This window comes from Streptomyces sp. NPDC051041, assembly GCF_044456065.1.
GTDB classification, from domain to species: Bacteria; Actinomycetota; Actinomycetes; order Streptomycetales; family Streptomycetaceae; genus Streptomyces; species Streptomyces glaucus.
In genome coordinates, this window is record NZ_JBITFM010000008.1 from 209190 (window position 1) to 227614 (window position 18425).

10 protein-coding genes and 1 pseudogene are annotated in these 18425 nt (G+C 72.7%); 1 reads left to right on the forward strand and 10 read right to left on the reverse strand.

The window, feature by feature from the left end; translation table 11 throughout:
- Positions 1 to 195 precede the first annotated feature (195 nt).
- The 10 genes and pseudogenes from ACIBAI_RS16390 to ACIBAI_RS16435 all read right to left on the reverse strand — a co-directional run bounded on the left by ACIBAI_RS16390 (position 196) and on the right by ACIBAI_RS16435 (position 17007).
- Positions 196 to 3183 (reverse strand): hypothetical protein, encoded by a 2988-nt coding sequence (locus tag ACIBAI_RS16390; protein ID WP_399034700.1) that lies wholly within the window; start codon positions 3181 to 3183, stop codon positions 196 to 198.
- 14 nt (positions 3184 to 3197) lie between these two features.
- Entirely contained in the window at positions 3198 to 4319 is a 1122-nt protein-coding gene (locus tag ACIBAI_RS16395; RefSeq protein ID WP_344599863.1) for an AAA family ATPase, read from the reverse strand.
- 172 nt (positions 4320 to 4491) lie between these two features.
- Positions 4492 to 5967 (reverse strand): VWA domain-containing protein, encoded by a 1476-nt coding sequence (locus tag ACIBAI_RS16400; RefSeq protein ID WP_399034701.1) that lies wholly within the window; start codon positions 5965 to 5967, stop codon positions 4492 to 4494.
- Positions 5964 to 7376 (reverse strand): hypothetical protein, encoded by a 1413-nt coding sequence (locus ACIBAI_RS16405; protein ID WP_399034703.1) that lies wholly within the window; start codon positions 7374 to 7376, stop codon positions 5964 to 5966. The genes ACIBAI_RS16400 and ACIBAI_RS16405 overlap by 4 nt, the downstream gene beginning before the upstream one ends.
- Positions 7376 to 7879: a hypothetical protein gene (locus ACIBAI_RS16410; protein ID WP_399034705.1), complete on the reverse strand. Its 504-nt coding sequence runs from the start codon at positions 7877 to 7879 to the stop codon at positions 7376 to 7378. The genes ACIBAI_RS16405 and ACIBAI_RS16410 overlap by 1 nt, the downstream gene beginning before the upstream one ends.
- Before the next feature lie 234 nt (positions 7880 to 8113).
- The gene (locus ACIBAI_RS16415; RefSeq protein ID WP_399034707.1) at positions 8114 to 8260 is read right to left on the reverse strand and encodes a hypothetical protein; all 147 of its coding nucleotides are present in this window, start codon (positions 8258 to 8260) and stop codon (positions 8114 to 8116) included.
- Positions 8257 to 8439 (reverse strand): annotated as a pseudogene (locus tag ACIBAI_RS16420) (hypothetical protein); the annotation flags it as partial. The pseudogene ACIBAI_RS16420 and the gene ACIBAI_RS16415, both read right to left, overlap by 4 nt.
- A gap of 240 nt (positions 8440 to 8679) precedes the next feature.
- A complete protein-coding gene (locus ACIBAI_RS16425) occupies positions 8680 to 10119 on the reverse strand; it encodes a hypothetical protein (RefSeq protein WP_399034709.1) in 1440 nt (479 codons plus the stop codon).
- An 86-nt stretch (positions 10120 to 10205) separates the two neighbouring features.
- Entirely contained in the window at positions 10206 to 16112 is a 5907-nt protein-coding gene (locus ACIBAI_RS16430; RefSeq protein ID WP_399034711.1) for a hypothetical protein, read from the reverse strand.
- 523 nt (positions 16113 to 16635) lie between these two features.
- Positions 16636 to 17007 carry a cupin domain-containing protein gene (locus tag ACIBAI_RS16435; RefSeq protein WP_399034713.1) on the reverse strand — a complete coding sequence of 124 codons (372 nt, stop codon included), beginning with the start codon at positions 17005 to 17007 and terminating at the stop codon, positions 16636 to 16638.
- A 398-nt stretch (positions 17008 to 17405) separates the two neighbouring features.
- Between ACIBAI_RS16435 and ACIBAI_RS16440 the strand changes: the two genes are divergently transcribed.
- Complete coding sequence (locus ACIBAI_RS16440; RefSeq protein ID WP_399034715.1) at positions 17406 to 18380, forward strand: chlorinating enzyme; 975 nt, start codon at positions 17406 to 17408, stop codon at positions 18378 to 18380.
- Positions 18381 to 18425: the final 45 nt, after the last annotated feature.

Consider the following 18425-nt stretch of genomic DNA (forward strand, 5'->3'; position numbering starts at 1 on the left):
CGCCGGTGAAGAGCCGTGCACCGGTCTCCCGCGGCCGAACCATCCGGTCGGCCCTTCACGTCCGAACCGCCGATGCGGATTCGCACTTGTCCGCGCCCGCATCCGGATCGCAGGTTTCCGCCCGCCCGGGAAAACAAGCGAGTCCGCTCCGGCCGAGGCCGGGGACCCTGGCCAAGCAGGCCCCGGCCTCGGCTGTCACATGTCGGCGAGGAGAACCTCCACGGCCCTGGCCGTCTCCGGATGCCGAGCCGCGAGTACGGCGCCCCCCGACGGGGAAGCACCGGCCGCCACCGCCCAGCCGCCCGCACAGCCCAGCAACCCCGCCGCCGCGTCGCACGCCGCCGGGTGCGCGGACAGCAGCGCCGCGCCCGACGGGGCCGGGGCGTCGGGCCGCGCCCATCCTTCCGTGGAGCCCAGCAGTTCCGCCAGCGCGTCGCAGGCCGCCGGATGGGCCGGGAGCAGTGCGGCGCCCCGGCGGACGTGCTCGCCGGGCCGCGTCCCGCGGGCCGCGGACGGATCCGCCTGCGGCGCGCGCCACGGCGGCACCCACGCGTCCAGCTCCGCCAGCCGGCCCGGGAAGATCCGCCCGGCCTCGCGGATCAGCCGCGGGGCGAGGTCCGCGGCACCCGACCGCAGGGTGGTGATCAGGAGCGGGAGCCACGGCAGCAGCACCGCGTCCGGCAGCCGCCCGAACGCGTTCGACACCGCCTCCACCACCACGTCCGCCAGTCCCGGCACGGGCTCCAGCGCATGCACGAAGCCGCTGAGGTAGCGCGGGTAGGCGGGCACCACCAGCGGGTTGTCCAGCAGCGCGGCGCAGCGGGCCCGCAGCTCGGTGCGGGACAGGGTGCCGAGCTGCACCTGCGCCGCCCACAGCAGCGCCGTCTTCGCCGGGTCCTCGGGATGCGACTGGGCGACCGCGAGTTCCAGCTGGGTCCGGTCGCAGCCCAGCGACAGCGCGAGGCTCTCCATGGAGAACAGGAAGCCGAGCATCGCGGCGACCTGCCCCACCGTCGCGTCCTCGTCCCGGAACGCCGTCGGCAGCAGGGTGCAGTAGTGGGCGTAACCGGTCTTGGCGAAGGACTCGATCCACGCCGGCAGCACCGGCTCGCCGGTGCGGTAGTACGCCAGCAGCGCACGCACCCGCCGCAGCACCTCCGGCGCGCCGTCGACGCTGCGCTCGGCGGCGAGCACCTTCAGCGCGTGCGTGCCGAGCTCGTCGGCGAGGCGGCGGCTGCCCAGGTACAGGACCGCGTCCTCGACCGCCGCCAGCACGCTCGCCGCGGTCGCCCGCGGCCCGTACGCCTCGCGCCGCAGCCGCTGCTCCAGGACCTGCTCCAGGCTGACGCCCTCGTAGCCCAGCTCGATGAGGGCCCGCTGGTGGGTGCCGAGCGCCAGGTCCCAGGACTCCTGGATCGACCGCTCGCCGAGCCGCCGCTCGCCCATGACCGGCCGTGCCGCGCCGTGCGGCATCAGCCGCCGCAGCATCCACAGCACGTCGGAGCACGCCCGCAGCTCCGGCCGGGACGCCATGTCCAGCAGGGCCCGCTGCACGCCGCGCTGCTGGAGCCTCAGCTCCAGCGGCGCGAGCCGGTCGTACACGTCGCGGGCCAGCGGCGGCAGCGCCTCGTAGCCCACCTGGCCGATCCGGTCGCCGCCCATCATGATCTCGACCAGGCGCCGCACGTCCCGCCGCCCGGGGACGGCGTCCTTCTCGATGCAGGTGACGGCCGCGTCCTGGAAGTCGTACGGCGTGGGCTTGGCCCGGTCCCGCATCCCGGCCAGCAGGATCGACGTCTCGAAGACCGCGATGGCGTCGGCGGTGGAGGCGAGGTAGCCGTTGCGCCGGGCCGCGCGCACGATGTCCACCGACCAGCCGAGCAGTTCGGCCTCGTCCAGGGCGTCCAGGACGGGCGGCCGGCGCAGGAAGCCGGACAGCCGGTCGGCGGCGGCCGGCGCCTCCCGGTCCGGGACCGCCACCTGTGCGCCCCGGGCCTTCTTCGCCGCGGTCCTCCTCGCCCCCGCCTGGCCCGCCAGCCGGTACGGCTGCACCCGGGTGCGCTTCAGCGCCTTCGCCCACTCCGTCGCGGCGATCGACACCGAGCCCGAGGCGAGGCCGAACTGCGCCTCGATCGCCGCGTGGCTGGACGGGATCAGCCCGTACTGCCAGGTGGTGGCGGTGCGCGGGGAGATCTCGAACGTGCCGTCGGCGCCGTGCACGCCGAACTCCTCGACGCGGCTGGCCGCGTGGAACGCGCCGCAGACGTACAGGCAGTCCTGCGGGTCGGTGCCGGTCGCCGCCAGGTGCTCGCGCATCCGGGTCCACATGTACCGCTCGCGGTCCTCGTCCACCCGGACCCGGTCGCCGTCGCCGGGGGCGAGCCGCCGGAAGAGGCTGCCGATGAGGAACATCACCTGGCGGTAGGTGTCGTGGTCGCTGTCGCCGAGCGGCACCTCGACGTACTGGTGCCACCACTCCGACCAGTGCCGCACCCGGCCGTGGCGCAGCAGGTGCTCCTCCAGTTCGGCGAAGCGCGGCCGCAGGTCGCCGATCTCGACGCCGACGGCCTCGCCGTGCAGCGCGGCCTCCGCCTCGGGCGCTTCGGACGGGGCCGTGCCGGGGCCGCCGTCGGCGTCCTTCGCCGTCCGCCCGTTCCTCGGGTCCCACTGGAAGACGTGGTCCGCGGACCGGTCGACCAGGACCAGTTCGACGCCCGGGGTGTCGAGCGCGTAGGCGATGGCCTGGTACTCGGCGGACGCCTCGGTGATCGGCGCGACGACCGACAGCGGCGCCCACTCGGCGGGGAAGCCGTCGACGTCCCCGGCGAACGCCTGCACCGCCACCGGCAGCCGGCAGTTGCGCAGCTCGGTCAGCAGCGGCGCCATGTCCTCGCACAGCTCCAGGTAGACCACCTTGGGCTGCTTCTCGCGCAGCCGGCGGGCCATGGCCAGCGCCGAGGCGGGGGAGTGGTGGCAGACGGGGAAGATCTCCAGCGGCTCGCGCACCGCGCGGTCGACGTCGTCGACCATGCCGAGGAGGATGCCCTCCAGGGCGTCCGGCCCGCCCGCGAACGCGGCCGCCGCCTGCTGCAGCCGGCCGCGCAGCGCGGCGAACGCGCTCCCGGCGCTCCCGGCGCTCCCGGCGCTCCCGGTGCTCTCGGTGCTCTCGTGGGGTCCGCTCATCGTGTCCGGCCCGTTCACGACAGGGTGGCGATCGCGTCGCGGCCGCCCTCGAGGAACTCGGGCCAGGAGCCGCCCTCCTCCTTGCTGCGCGGCTCGACGACGCCGTGCAGGTACTTGTTGAGGATGGCCAGGTCCTCGGGTTCGCGGCGGGCGAGGGAGCCGACGAGCGAGGAGGCGAGGGTGCGGGCGGTCAGGGTGCGCTCGCCGAAGAAGTTGCTGTGCAGCACGGCGTCCTCCAGCACGCCGATCTGCTCGGCCGTCGACAGCGCGGACTCCAGCTTCTCGTCGTCGCTGCCGGCCGCCGCGGCGGACGCCCGCAGGTCGGCGAAGCTCTGCAGCAGCACGTCGAGCAGGGTCGGCGGCACGTCCAGGTCGATGGCGTGCCGGCGCAGCAGCTCCTCGGTGCGGAAGCGGACGATCTCCGCCTCGCTCTTCTTGTTCGTCACCACCGGGATGCGGACGAAGTTGAAGCGGCGCTTGAGCGCGGAGGACAGGTCGTTGACGCCCCGGTCGCGGCTGTTGGCCGTGGCGATGATCGAGAAGCCGGGCTTGGCGAAGACGATGTTGTCGCTGCCGCCGCTCTCCAGCTCGGGGACGGAGATGTACTTCTCGGACAGGATGGAGATCAGCGCGTCCTGGACGTCGCTGGTGGACCGGGTCAGCTCCTCGAAGCGGCCGATGGCGCCGGCTTCCATCGCGGTCATGATCGGTGAGGGGATCATCGACTCCCGCGACTGGCCCTTGGCGATGACCATGGACACGTTCCAGGAGTACTTGATGTGGTCCTCGGTGGTGCCGGCCGTGCCCTGCACCACCAGCGTGGAGTTGCGGCAGATCGCCGCGGACAGCAGCTCGGCCAGCCAGCTCTTGCCCGTGCCGGGGTCGCCGATGAGCAGCAGACCGCGGTCGGAGGCGAGCGTGACGATCGAGCGCTCCACGAAACTGCGGTCGCCGAACCACTTCTGCGAGATCTCCCGGTCCAGGCCGTCGGAGCGCTCCGAACCCAGGATGAACAGGCGGACCATCTTCGGCGACAGGCGCCACGAGAACGGCTTGGGGTTGTCGTCGATCGACTCCAGCCAGTCCAGCTCCTCGGCGTACTTGATCTCGGCGGGGGCGCGCAGCAGGTCGGACATGAGGGGAGAGCCTTTCCGTACGGTGAGGGCGAGGGGACGCGCGTCGAAGGGAGACACGCGGGAAGAGGGACACGCGTCGAGGACGGACGCGCGTGGAAGGAGAGCGAGGCGAGGACGTACGCGGGACGTGCGTCCGGCGATCAGGTGATCAGGTGATCAGGTGATCAGGTGATCAGGTGAGGAACGTCTTGAGCTCGTGCACGAGCTTCTTGATGTGGCCGGAGATCACCGGTGTGCCGAGGTCCTTGAACTTCTCCCGGAACCACGGGTTGACGCTGCCGCGGCCGGAGCTGGTCACCGAACCCACCGGGATGAACTTCGCCCCCGAGCGGTGGACGGCGGCCATGCTCTCGAACAGCTCCTGGGTGCGCCACTCGTAGAAGTCGGAGATCCACACCACGACGGTGTTGCGCGGCTCGGCGATCTTCGGCTGGGCGAGCGCCATGGCGACCGTGCCGTCGGTGCCGCCGCCGAGCTTGGTGCGCAGCAGCGTCTCGAACGGGTCGTGCGCCCAGGGCGTGAGGTCCAGCGCCTGCGTGTCGTAGGCGATCAGGTGGACGTCCACCTTCGGCAGCCCGGCGAATATGGAGGCCAGGATGGTGCAGTTGACCATCGAGTCGACCATGGAGCCCGACTGGTCCACGACCACGATCAGGCGCTGCGGCGTCGTCCTGCGGCTGGTGTGCCGGTAGTAGAGGCGGTCGACGTAGAGCCGCTCCTCCTCCGGGTCCCAGTTGGTGAGGTTCTTCCAGATGGTGCGGTCGAGGTCGAGGTTGCGGAAGACGCGCTTGGGCGGGACGGACCGGTCGAGCTCGCCGACCGTGGCCTTCTCCACCTGGGTGCGCAGCACTTCGGCGACCTCGTCCACGTAACGGCGGATCAGCGCCTTGGCGTTCGCCAGGGCCACCCCGGACAGGTTGTCCTTGTCGCGCAGCAGCTGCTCGATCAGGGACATGCTCGGCGTCAGCCGGGCCGCCAGCTGCGGATCGGCCAGCACCTCGCGCAGGTGCATGCGCTTGACGAGCCCGGCCTCGATGGAGCCGAGCTCCGGGCCGATCCCGGGGATCAGCCGGCCGAGGTCGGGCGGGGGCCCGCCGACGCCGGTCCCGGTCGGGCTGACGCCCCCGCCGGCCCCCGCGCGGCTGCCGCCGCCGCTCCCGCCGCGTCCGCCGCGCAGTTCGCCGGGCCGGCAGCCCAGCGCCCGCTCCAGCCAGCCCGCGTCGGACTGCCAGCGGGCCAGCTGCCCGGCGGTGACGGTGCCGGGAGGGGAGGCGAAGACGTTCAGCAGCACCTTCGACGCGAGCGCCGCGCGCCGCACCTCGGCGGCCCGGTCGCGTGCGCCGTCCCCCTCCGGCTCGGGCGTCATCAGCCCGTCGAACTCGGCGGCCAGCTCCGGATGCCGCTGCACCACGGAGTCGACGGACGCCCCCGGGTCGAGCAGCGCGGCCGGCAGGCCGATGTCCTCGACCACGGCGAGACTCGCCGACTCCAGGGCCGCCTGCTCCTCGGGGTCGAAGAGGCGGGCCAGCAGACGCCAGTAGAGCACCTGCCGCCGGTTCTCGTCCGGATCGGGCACGGGAACCCGCCCTTCGGACGCGGAGACCTGCTCTTCGGGTACGGGGACCTGCCCCGTGGTCCGCCCGGTCATTTCCGCAGCAGCTTTCCGGCGCGCTCGCGCAGCACCTTGACGGCGTCGGTGGCCGCCTTCTCCGCCCGCACGCCGGCCTTGTCGGCCGTGCCCCCGGCCCAGGCCCCGGCGTGGACGGCGACGGCCTTCTTGCGCACGGTCCGCTCCACGGCGAGCGGCTGGAGCAGGAACTCCCCGGCGTCCCACCGCAGCAGCCCCAGGCACGCCCCGGACGAGGCGACGGCCTCCGGGGTGAGCGGACCGGCGGCCGGCACACGGCCGGTGTCGACGGCGAGCCGCCGCCCGGCGACCTCGAAGGCGACCGCGCCGCCGTCCTCCTCCCGCGTTTCCACGGAGTGGCCCTCCAGCAGGACGGGCACCGCGATCCGGGCCGGGTGCCGGTCCAGGGGCGAGGTCGCGAAGGCGGCCGCGGCCGGCAGCGCCACCCGGGCGGTGGCGAAGACCTCGGCGGGCTCGCCCGTACGGGCACGGGCGTCGTCCCACAGCAGGTCGCCCCCGGCGGTGACGGGCATCGCGTCGAGCTCCACCGCGCGGCCCTCGCTCACCGCGGCCAGCAGCGACATGTGCGGCCGGAGCAGCTGCCACAGCCCCGCCCCGACGACCGTGTCCGGCTTCGGCGCGGACACCGAGGCCCGCACCAGCCGGGACGCACCGCCGTCCGCGGGCTCGAAAACCGCGTGCACCTGGGCCTGCACGGCGGTGGCGTGCTCCTGCAGGTCGACGCCGAGCGGCAGCAGACGGCCGCTCACCTCGGCCACGGCGGGCGCGCCGGCCGCGCCGGGCAGCGTCAGCAGCAGGGCGCGCGACCACAGGTCGGCCCACCGGCGCACCGGGACCCGCTCCAGGGCCGCCCCGGGGCAGGAGGCGGCGAGTTCGGCGGCGAAGCCGTCCAGCAGCGTGGCCGGGCGGCGCAGCGCCGGGTCGGGCAGCATCGCGGAGACGACCGGCGCGGCCCCGCCGACCAGGTCGTGGTCGAGGCCCCGCCAGCCGGCCCGCGCCAGGTCGCACAGCCAGCTGCGGGCGGCGGCGTGCAGGTTCGCCGCGTGCTCCGCATCGCCGGCCGGGACACCGTCGGCCGCGTCGCCCTCCTCGGCCCGGGGCCGGCCGACGGCCTCCTCGATCCGGGCGGTCAGCGCGTCGTGCACGGAACCGAGCAGGGCGACGCGGGCGGCGGCGAGCGCGACGAAGTGGTCCTCGCCCGCGGCCCCCGCGGCCGCCTTCTCGGCCGCCTCGGCGACCCGCGAGGCCAGCGGCGACCCGGCGACGGCGCCGGCGAGCCCGGCCAGTCCGCTCGCCTGGCCGGGCTGCGGACGCAGCAGGCCGTCGACGAGGGCCTCGTCGAAGCCGTCGACGGCCGCGAGGGCCTCGTCGAGCCCGTCGACGGGGTCGGTCAGCAGATCGGCGCGCATCAGGCCACCGCCCTCGTCGTCGGGAACCACTGCATCTCGGGCAACGGGGCGGTGACCGGGGGCAGTTCGAGGTAGGCCAGGTGCCGCAGGAACCGGCTGAACACCTGCGCCGCGGCCGAACGGTCGCCCTGCGCGGGGTGCGTGGCGGTCATGGCGTCGGTGAGGGACTGCGCGTCGGGCTCCTCGGCGGCGACCTCGACCTTCAGGTACCGGGCCACCCGCTCGGCGCCGTACTGGAGCACGGCCTCCCCGACGAGGGCGCGTATGTGGTTGCAGAACCATCCGTGCGCGCCGCCGCAGGGACGGTTGTTGTTGGTGCTGCACGCGAACGCGTACGTCCCCGCCTCGACCGACGACACGTACACCCGCCCGATGTCCGACCCGCTGGACACCACGCCCTGCAGGCGCCCGTCGGCCAGCTCCACGAACGGCACCTTGGCGAGCTTCCGCGGCCGCGCGGACGGCACCACCCGCACCGCGCTCGACTTCTCCCAGACCGACAACGCACCATCTCCTAGGCATGCGAAGGGGGATGCCCACGCCACCCCGGCGGGACAGGGGAGAAGCTATCGGCACCCACTGACAACGCGGCCCGGCCGCGGCCGCGCCGGCGAGCGGCGGGGTGTTCGGCGCCCTCGGGCGCCGCTGGGCCCGGGCGGATCCGCTCGGCGAGGACGATCCCGCCCAGCTGGAAGCCCAGTCGGGCGTGGGGCTGCCCGAGGAGTACCGGGCGTTCCTCACCCAGGGCGGTGCGGGACCCGCCCGCGGTGTCCTCCCGGCGCGGCGTCCACGATGCGCAGGGCCGCGAGCGCCCGCCCGATGCCGTCCGGCAGGGCCACACCGGCCGCCGGCGCGTGCTCGACGAGCTCGACGGCCCGTGTCACCCCAGCGACTCCCGCAGCGCCGCCAGCCCGTACCGCTTCTCGACGTCCACGCCCTCGCCGTAGTGGTGCTCCTCCAGCAGCGGCAGGATCTTCGTCCGCCAGGTCCGCTCCAGCCCGCCCTCCCGGTACACGCCCTTCTCCATCGGATACGACGGCCCGATGCGGAAGTCCGGGTCGTCCGCGCACAGGACGTCGGCGGCGCGCCGGTACTTCCGTGGCGGCTTCGGTTCCCTGGCCGCGCGGGGAGCCACCGGCAGGACGCCCTCGTCCCGGAGCCGTCGGCGGTGATGAGCGGTCCGTCGCCCACGGCGTCCGGAAGCCGGGCCTGTCCGGTGAACTTCACCCGCCCACGAGACAGGACCGGAAGGCGGACCCGCCGGTGAGCGGGCGCACCATGGGGAGCGGGCCGGCCGTGCCGGTCAGCCTGCGGTCCAGTCCGTGGTCAGTACCTCCGTCAGGGCCACGAGTTCATCGTGGTCCAAAGGGGTCCGGTGGGAGAGGGTGTTGCGGGCCGTGTGCAGGGTGCGCAGGCGGTGACGTTGCGCGGTGGTCAGGGCGAGCATGTAGGCGGCGTGGGACAGGCCGCCGAGTTCGAGTTCCTCGAGATCGGGCACGGCGGCTTCGTCGGTGTTCTTCCAGTGCTGGGAGCGGGCCTTCTCGCAGAAGTCCCGAAGGGTGAAGCGCTGTCTACGCAGCATTCCGGGGACGAGATGGATCAGGGTGGTGCGGGCTTCCTCGATGAGGGGAAGGAGGACGCGGTTCTGGGCGTGGCAGACGAGGACCCGCAGTTCCTGGGAGTTGGAGTCCAGGAGGTAGCGGCCGTGGGCGGGGTGGATGCGCCCGTCCCAGCTGTCGATGGCACCGCGGGCCCAGGCACCGTGGATCTCGGCGTCGGGGGCGGAGGCGTGGGCGGTGGACAGGCGCCTGGGAGGCACGGGCTCCGCGGAGCCGGCTGCGGGCTCGGGCAGGACCCGGCTCAGCGCGCGGCGGAGTGTGCCGAGGCCACCGCCGTCCCAGATGTCGCGGAGAGCGAGGGCGCGGTCGATGTCGGGGCCGCAGACTTCGGCGACGACGGCGTCGGTGACACGGCGCAGGAGCGTGCCGGCGGCGTCAGTGATCCCCGAGCGGGAACGCCAAGCCATGAGGACCTCGGTGTCGAGACGGGTCCAGACCCTCCACCACCAGTGGACGGCGGCACGGCCCTGGCTGCCGAGGGTGGCGCGGGGCAGGTCGGCGGCGCGTGCGGTCAGGAGGAAGCGCGGCCGTACAGGACCGGGCAGACCGGCTTCGTGGAAGGTGGCCTGGGCGACGCGGAGGAGCCGGGCGGCCTCTTCGGGGGAGGTCTCGTTCCAGCAGCGCACGACGATCACGGGGGGCGTTCGGCCGGCTGCGGCTTGTTCGGCGAGGGTTTCCACGGGGTCGCCCGTGACGCCGAGTTCCTTGGCGAGGCGTTCCTCCAGCGTTGCCGCCGGCACGGCGGCAGCCGGAGCCGGACCGGGCCGGACGCTGCCGCTGGGAGCGATGAGCCGGTTCAGGAGGCTGCTGTAGGGGTCGCCGGGCAGGTCCGTGTCCTGCCCGTGGTCCGTGTCCGCCCAGGGCTGGCGCGACTCGGCGATCGGCGCGCGCTGCGTGGGCAGGGACGCCGGGCCGGCATGGCGGTCGACGCGGGAGACGAGGCCGGGAACGGGGATCACCGCCTCGAGGCGGTGGGTGAGCTCGCGCACGAAGAAGTCGGCGCGGCCGGATCCCACGACGGGGTCGGGGAAGTACCAGACGCAACTGCGGCCGGCCCGCAGGTCCGCCTCGAGCGTGTCGAGGTGCCGACGGGGGCCGGGGAGCTGGGCGAGGTCCTCGTCCATGATGTGCCGACCGGTCCCGGCGGCGACCGGATCGGGTGCGGGAGGCTCCGGTGCCGCGGACTCCGCGGCACCGGACCTCACGGCGTTCACTGCGCGGGCCCGATCGTCTTCAGCGCCCGGAAGGTGACCGGGTCGAGACGGACGCCTCCGGGCTTGTTGGGGTCGAGGACCGCCAGGCCGTCGAGGCGCTTCAGAAGGTGCTCGGCGGCCTCGAGGGGGTCGTCGTCGCTCTGGTCGAAGAACGCGGCGGCGATGTCGCCCGGGGTCATGGCCGCCTTGCCGGCCGCGTACTCCTCGTCACTGTAGAACTGGGCCCAGGCCGTGAGGCGGGAGACGTCGGCGGGTGTGAGACCGGCCGCCTCCAGGTGGGCTGCCGCAGCCTCGGGGGTTCCCCACAGCTCGCGCAGGCTCTGGAGAACCTCCTTCTGCCGCATGCCGGAGCGGACGTTGTGCATGGCGGTCTCGACCAGACCGGGCCACCCCCCGGTGGACTCGATGAGGCCGCGTCGTTCCTGCGGGGAACCGAACGGCGACTCCGGCCAGGCGCGCACACTGTCGACGGTCCACCGCTGCGGCAGGACGAGGCCGGCTCCCGTCTTCTCCGCTTCCACCGCGGCGTCCGGCGAGCAGAGGACCACGGCGTACCGGCGGGGCGCGCCGGGAGCCGCGTCGGTGTCGTGCGTCGTACCGCCGGTGTGCTTGACGAGTCGCTCGGCGGCCTCTCTGACCTGGTCGGCGTTCCGGCCGCGCAGGTCCACGAAGAGGATCCGGGAGCCCTTGCGGCGTGAGTTGGCGGTGATGGCCTCGGTGAGGCTGTCGCCGGGGCCGACACCGATGATGTCGAGGCCGTACCCGCCGCCGTACAGGCGCAGTCCGCGTTCGACGTGGTCGTCGCCGAGTGCCCGGGTGCAGGGGACGAGTGTGGTGCGGGTGGGATGGCCGAGCATGTCGCCGAACTGGCCCTCGGTGAGCGGACTCATCCGCTGGACGCCGCCGGAGGTACCGATGGACCGGCGAGCGGCACGCGGGTTGTAGTCGTAGGGCAGGTCGAACTCGGTGTCGTTCAGCTCGCTCTGGAGCTCGTTCCGGGTGCCCAGCATGTTGACGACGTTGGGGCTGCGCATCGCGTAGGCGCGCTCCTCGCCGGGGACCCGGATGAGCAGGCCCAGGCCGACCATCTCGTCCAGGAAGATGGTCAGCTGGCGTTCGGTGTTGAGGGGGAAGCCCTCTTCCCAGATCTCGTGGGCGGCCTCCAGCAGTTCGCTGGGCCGGGACGCGTGCGTGTAGCCGTGTTCGAGGCTGCGCAGGGCGACCAGGAGGGTGAGCACGCGGTAGCGGTCCTCCAGGTTGATGGTGTAGCGCAGGCGTTCCGCGATGAGTTCGCGGACCCGCTCCAGGTTCGCGACCGCCTGGACGTCGTCCCAGGTGATGGGGGCGTGACGGCCGTCGGCGGGCATGGCGCGCTGCTGCATGTAGGCGACGAGGTGGTCGCAGAAGATCTGCACCAGGTTGGCCTGGTAATTGGTGACACCGAGGATGTGCCAGACCAGGTCGGGGGTCTCGAAGGTGAGACCGACGGCAGCCAGGGGTTCCTCGACGAGCCCGACGGCGGCCTGCGGCTTGAGCGGACCGACGAGGATACCCGGCCCGCCGTGCGCGGTGACCACGTTGGTGAGGTGGTTGAAACGCTGAACCTGGTGCAGACCGGCGAAGACGACCTTGAACGACCGGCTGGTGGTCTCCATCAAGCGCTGGAGCCGCTTGACGGTGCGGAAGGTCGACTGGCCGCCACCGGTGTAGACGGCCTGGGCGTCGGCGGTGAGGAAGGCGTCGGCCTCGTCCGCGAGCAGGAGGACGCGGCGGCCGGGTTCGGCCTCGATCCACTGCTGGACCGCGTCGGCGATCACGTCGACGCCGGCGGCACGGTCGGAGACGTTCGCTCCGATGACGTCGCGGCGCTTCAGTTCGGCCAGCAGGACCCGCCAGATGCCCTCAGGGGGTTCGGCATGTCCGATGTCGGCCTTGAGGAGGTCCATGTAGACGGCGATGTGGCGGTCCGGGTCGGCCTTCTGGAACACCTCGACGGCTTGCCGCAGGAGGGACGACTTGCCGAGCTGGCGACCGCCGAAGAGGAAGATGGACCCGTCCGGGCTGAGGATCTCCTGCATCTCCTCGGCACGGCCCTTGAAGACCTCCGGCGGAACGAGCCCCGCGACGTGCGGAGTGTAGGGGGTGTAACCGGTCCAGGGCAGGGTGACGCGCTGTGTCACCCGGAACGAGCGCGGGGCGCGGGCGGCGACCCAGCCGACGACAGCCGGGTCGACGACCAGGGCTTGCTGGCCGCGGTCGCGGGAGGCGAGCGCGAGCTGGCGGCGTCCTTCCGTGCCGAGGGGCTGCAGGTAGAGGATCAGGTTGGCGCCGATGGCCGATTCGGGGAGGTGACGTAGCGGGCCTTCGCCGCGCAGTTCGTCGGCGATGACGACGACCTTGTACATGCGGCGCGCCTGGGAGCCGAGGGCGGAGACGTAGCCGGGGGTGCTCTCGGTGATGTCGGCGCGCACGCTGAGCCGGGTGACGCCGTACCGGGCCTCCTCGACGTTGGACTCGATCACGGTCAGACCGAGCAGGCGCAGGACGCTCTTGACCAGACCGCGGATCTTCCGCTGGTCCCGCTCGCCGATCAGTTCCTCCCAGGCGCCGAGCCCGGAGAGCGCGTTCTGCACCAGCGGTGCGTCTTCCGCGTAGTGCTGGGCCCACCAGCGGGCGCCGACGCCGCGGCGGGTGGGCTGGGGAGCCTCCGGGTGGGCGACGCCCTTCAGGAATCGGGCCAGCTCCTCCCCGGCCGGTTCAGCGGGGGCGGGCAGGGCCTCACCACGCCGGGCGAACGACAGGAGTTCCTCGGCGGCGACCGTCTTGCCGCGGTCCAGCAGCCGGCGGATGCGACCGTGCTCGGCCTCGGGCAGGTGAGCCGCGTCGAGCTGGCGGTGGAGCTCCGCGGTCTGCTGCCGCTCCAGGACGCGCAGGTCGTGGCCGATGGCGGCGATGGACCGGAAACGCTCCCCGAAGCGGTCGCCGTGGTCGTCGCCCTCCAGGTCGAGGAGCCGGGCGGTGAAGTCGTGCTCCTCCTCGGGCTTCAGCAGGTTCTGCACCCGGATCTGGGCGAGGAGCAACTGGGCGCTCCGGTGTTCCTCGGCGCACTTGCGTCTCCAGGTGGCGGCCGCGTCGGCGATGCGCTGCCGCCACTCGGCGACCTCCGCGGCCGGCATGGCGGCGCCGACGATCCGCCCGTGCTCGAGCCGTTCGAGCAGACGGTCGGCGAGGTGGAGGTCGCCCGCGTCCTGGTGGCATCGCAGCGCGGCGGCGGGGGCGGCCGGGCCGAGCAGGCCCAGCAGAGCCCCGAACGCGTCCGGGTGCTCGAGGTCGGGTTCGTCCTGCCCCTCGTGGACGTGCCAGCGCAACGCGGGCAGGTGCAGCAGGCCTTCGGCGGGCGGCCGGAATCCCGTGTCGCGCGGCTCGGGGGCGTAGGAGCCGTCCAGCCAGCGCAGCAGGAGCGCGAGGAGAGCCCCGCCCACACCGGGCAGCGGTTCGGCCTGACGTGCGTCCGCGATCGCGCGCATCAGGTCCCGGCCGATGTCGCGACCGCCGGACGGGCGGGGGGACGAGGCGATGCGCAGCGCCGTCGTCAGCAGGTCCCGCACGGTCTTGATGTGGGTGCGCAGCTGTTCACGGGCTGCCGAGTGGATGTCGTTCTTGGATTGCTTGGGCGTTCGCTTGGCCCGGTCGGTGGTGTCGATGATCCGGTCGGCGGCGTCGGAGCGTTTGTAGTGCTCCTCCATCTCCTTGGCGAGTTCCTCCGCCTCGATCCGCCCCTCGGCCCAGCCCTGGATCAGTTTCAGGGTCTGCCCGAGCCGGCCGTCGGGCGCGGCGAGGGTCTGCAGGACGATCGTGCCGCGCTGGAGCTTGATGGTGCGCAGCGGCAGGTCCAGCGCGAGCTGCCGTGCCCGGTCGCCGATCTCCTCACGCCGGTCGGTGACCGGAGTCGCCGTCGGCTTGCCCAGGTCGCCCGGCTGTATCTCCGTGGACTGCCGTACCGCGTGCACCAGCTCGTCCATCACCGACGCCCATGGCTCGGGAACACCCGGCATCGACGTGAAGGCGGTGAGGACGCTGCTCGCCCAGCGTGCCGACAGGCCGCTGCGGATGGCCGCGGTCAGCAGGACGAGGTAGGCGTCACGGTCGTCGTCCCAGGAGTGCCCCTCGTCCAGCGCCTCGAGGAGTTCCTCGGCCCGCACCTGGAGGTCGGACGCCCCGGCCGGGGAGGTGTGGAAGGCGGCGTCCGCGAACGCGAGCGCGAGGGTGCGGTGGGCGGGGGCGCCGGCGGCGCGGGACAGCCAGTAGGACTCGGCCAGCCGGCCCTCGGCGACGAGGAGTTCCACCGGGGCGGGAGCACCCGCCCACACGTCCGACACGGCGGGGACGGCGGGGGCGGGGGGTTCGTCCGTCGCCGTCTCCTGGGGGCCGGCGGAGCGTCGCGGGGCCGGCACGGCGGCCGGGGGGCGGGCGTCCGGCAGCGCCTTCTCCGCCGGAGCGCCGGTGGGCGGCTCGGCGGGCTGGGCGGCCTCGGGGTGCGACGCCTCCCGGGCCGGCGCGGGTTCGCCGGTCCCGGCCGTCGTGACGGTGCCGTCGCCGGACACGGGCTCCTCGGAGCGGGCTGCTTCCGGTGCCCGGCGCCCGCCCGGTGTCTCCTCCGGCTCCGTTCGCGCGACGGGACCGGACACCTCCTGGAGGGCGGGGCCGGCCTCTTCCGCCGTGACGGGCGGCGACTCGGCGCCGTCCTCGTGAGCGGCCTCGGGCCGGGGTGTTTCAAGGGCTCCTTCGACGGAGGCGCCGGCCGGTCGTGGTTCCGGGTCGGACTCCGGCTCGTTCCGGGCCCCCGGCTCCGTCCCCTCGTGGGGGCCACCGGCCTTCGGGCGGGCGGAGCGTACGGTCCCGGTGGCCGGCATGTGTGCGCGCAGATCCCGGAGACGCTGCTCGAACTCGGTGATCTGGCCGCGGAGGTTCTCCCGCACCAGATCGTTCGTGACCATGTCGAACACGGCCTGGACCTCGTCCAGCGCCTGCTCGGTCTCCCTGATCTCCCGCTCGGTCTCCTGCCGACGGCGCTGCTCCTCCCGCAGCCGCTCGACGAGCCTTCGAGCTGCGGACCAGTCATGGTCGTCGCCCCATCCCCCTTCCGCGCCGGCGGCCGCGAAGGTCCGGGCCAGAGCCCGGCGTTCCCGGACCCACGACACCGTGTCGCGTAAGAGGTCCCGGCCGTCGGCCAGCCGCCCGTCGCGGACGGCTGCGGCGAAGGCGTCCAGCCTTCCGGCCAGCGCCGCTCCGGCTTCGTTCAGCCGTGCGGCCTCCAGCTCGATCCCGTCGGCGTCCGGTGCCACCGCGCCCTCGCTCCCGTGCTCCTCCCGAGGAACGGCCGTGTCGCCGCCGGGTTCCGGCCGGGGCGCTTCGTCGGTTTCCTCCTGGGCCCGGCTCGCACAGGACAGTCGCTCGTAGTCGGCTTCCGTGAGAGGGGCGGCATCGCTCAGCGCTGCCTCCAGGAGCTCCTTCGCGTGACTGTGCGCGAATCGGTGGGCAGGCGTCTCGGAGAAGAGCGAGAGGCCGTGGAGCATGAGCTGGGCCAGATCCGGCGGCAGGTCCTTCAGCATGTGTGTGAGCTGTTCGAGGTCGGGATCCCGGATCTGGTCCTCGTACCCCAGCTCGCGCAGCCGCGATTCGGCGATCGTCATGCCGCACCTGCAGATGCTGAGCAGCAGTCGCTCCGGTGCCCGGGTGACCCACATGCGGACCCCGGCCGTCTTGTGCAGCTTCGCCGCCGCCGGACCGCCTCGGTACTGCAAGGCATCCGGGCCGTGCTCCTTCTCGACATGCCGGAACAACGAGAGCACCAGATCGGGCATCTCCTGCAGCCACTGCCGGAACGACGAAACCGAAAACACCGTGGAGCCCCCTTGCCATGCGCCGTGCGCGCACCTTTCAGCCCGGATCCGCCGGGTGACCTTCGCCCGCGCTCCCCACGCGACCGGGGAAGAGCCCTGCGACCTGCGGTGACGGGAGGGCATGGGTATTCCAGCGTGCTGGACCTGCAAGGCACTTCCGAGACGGAATCCTCCCATGCACCGGCGGCCACGGCACAGTCCTCGGTTCACTGGAACACCTGATCGTTACCGCAGGTCGGTTCCGGAAGTCCCCGTGCGCCGAGTCGGCGTACGGACACGTTCGGCGGGCCGTGCGACTGCCTTCCGGCCACCCTGGGCGTTCCCGGAGGGCGTCAAGTCACGTTCATGATGATGTGGTGTCATCCGTTCGCGGGTGATCGGGCGTCCTGGAAGTCACTGAGCCGCCGTCGACGACCTCGTGCTCCGCGACAGCCGGCGAGCCGGCACGATCGAGCGGCGGCGAGGGCGGGACGCCCGCGCCTCCCGCCCCGGCCGGCCGGGACGACGGCGGGGGCGCCGCGGGTCAGATCCACTCCTCCTCGGCCGTCAGTTCGCCGGTCACCTCGCCGGTGTTGACGACACCGGGGGGATCCATGACGAGGATCTCGCACTCCTGTGCGGCGTACGGCTTGTGGTACACACCGCGCGGCACGACGAACATCTCGCCGGCCTTCACCACCGCGCTCGGGCGGTCCCGGACATCGATCGTCAGCTCTCCGCGGACGACGAGGAAGAGTTCGTCACCCTCGGGGTGGTTGTGCCATACGAAATCACCCTGGACCTTCACCGCCTTGAATTCCAGGCCGTTCACTTCGAGAACCGTTTTCGGGGACCAGTGATCGGTCACCTTCGCCAGCTTCTCGTCGATGTTGACGGGTGTTTCCGGCCGGGCCATGTGCTCTCCTCGTCGTTCGTCCCGCACGGCGGGCGACTGCGATCGGCAGGCCCGTTGCGGACCTGGCGGAGTCCTGTGAACTGGTGTGTTTGGCAAGGGATTTGGGCCGGTGAGCGCCAGGGCGACCCGGCCGGTGGGCGATCGCCGTCAGCTTGGGGCGGTGGACGACGGCCTGTCAACCCGCCCGGTGCGAGGACGCGGCGAGGACCCCGCGAGGACAGGACCGCGAACGATGGTCCACGAAAGGCACCGCACGTTCCTGTATCCCGGTCGATTCCGCGACGGCGCTTTCGCTGTTCCGTGTTTCCGGGGCCGAACCGGGCCGTGTGGCGGACGAGTTTCGACGAGTTCGACGAGTTCGACGAGTTCAGGAATCCTTGAAAGGACGTGACCTCACGATGACCGAGACTCAGATCGGGCCGGCAGGCTCGGGTGTGGCGATCGCCGGCGACGCCATCGTGCCCGAGGACATCAAGGACGACATCGAGCAGTTCATGCAGGACGGCTTCATCGGCCCGGTCAAGCTCTACGAGCCCGACGAGGCCGCCGAGATCCTGCGTGAGGTGCGCATCAAGAACCAGGACACCACCCACTCGGTGTTCAAGAACAGCATGAACTACGACCGGCACCTGGACATCCCGGAGCTGTCGCGCCACGTCACCCACCCCACGATCCTGAAGTACCTGAACGCGATCCTCGGGCCCGACGTGCTGTCGTGGCGCACCGAGTTCTTCGCCAAGTTCCCGGGCTCCCGGGGCACCGAGTGGCACCAGGTGCGGGACTACAGCTACGCCACCGGCAAGCCGCAGCTGCTGCCCACGGCGACGGACTGGAACGCGTACATCGACATCACCGTCTGGACGACCTTCACGCCGGCCACCAAGCGCACCGGGTGCATGCGGTTCGTGCGCGGCTCCCACCGGGAGCGCATCTTCGACGAGAGCAAGTCGCCGGCGCGCGGCCGTGAGGCACGCTACGACACCGACCACGTGACCACGTTCACCAAGGAGACCGGCTTCTACGGCTACGACTTCTCCGACTTCGCCGTCGACCCGAACTGGGAGCCGCGCCCGGAGGACGTCGCCGAGGTGGAGCTGCAGCCCGGCGAGGCCCTCATCTTCACCGCCTCCTGCGTGCACGGCTCGCTGCCCAACATCACCGAGCGCGAGACCCGGTTCGCGATCACCTCGCGCTATGTGCCGACGCATGTGCGGGTGTACCCCGACCAGACCTCGTACACCGCGCACGGTCAGGACTTCGACCTCGAGGACTACGGCGCCGTCCTGGTCTCGGGCCGCGACACCTACGGTCACAACCGGCTCCGCAGCACCAACGTCCACGGCGAGCCGTTCGCCGTCAAGAACACCCACTGACGGGCCCGCGCCCGGCACGGTCACCCGGTCGGTCAAGGCAGGAAG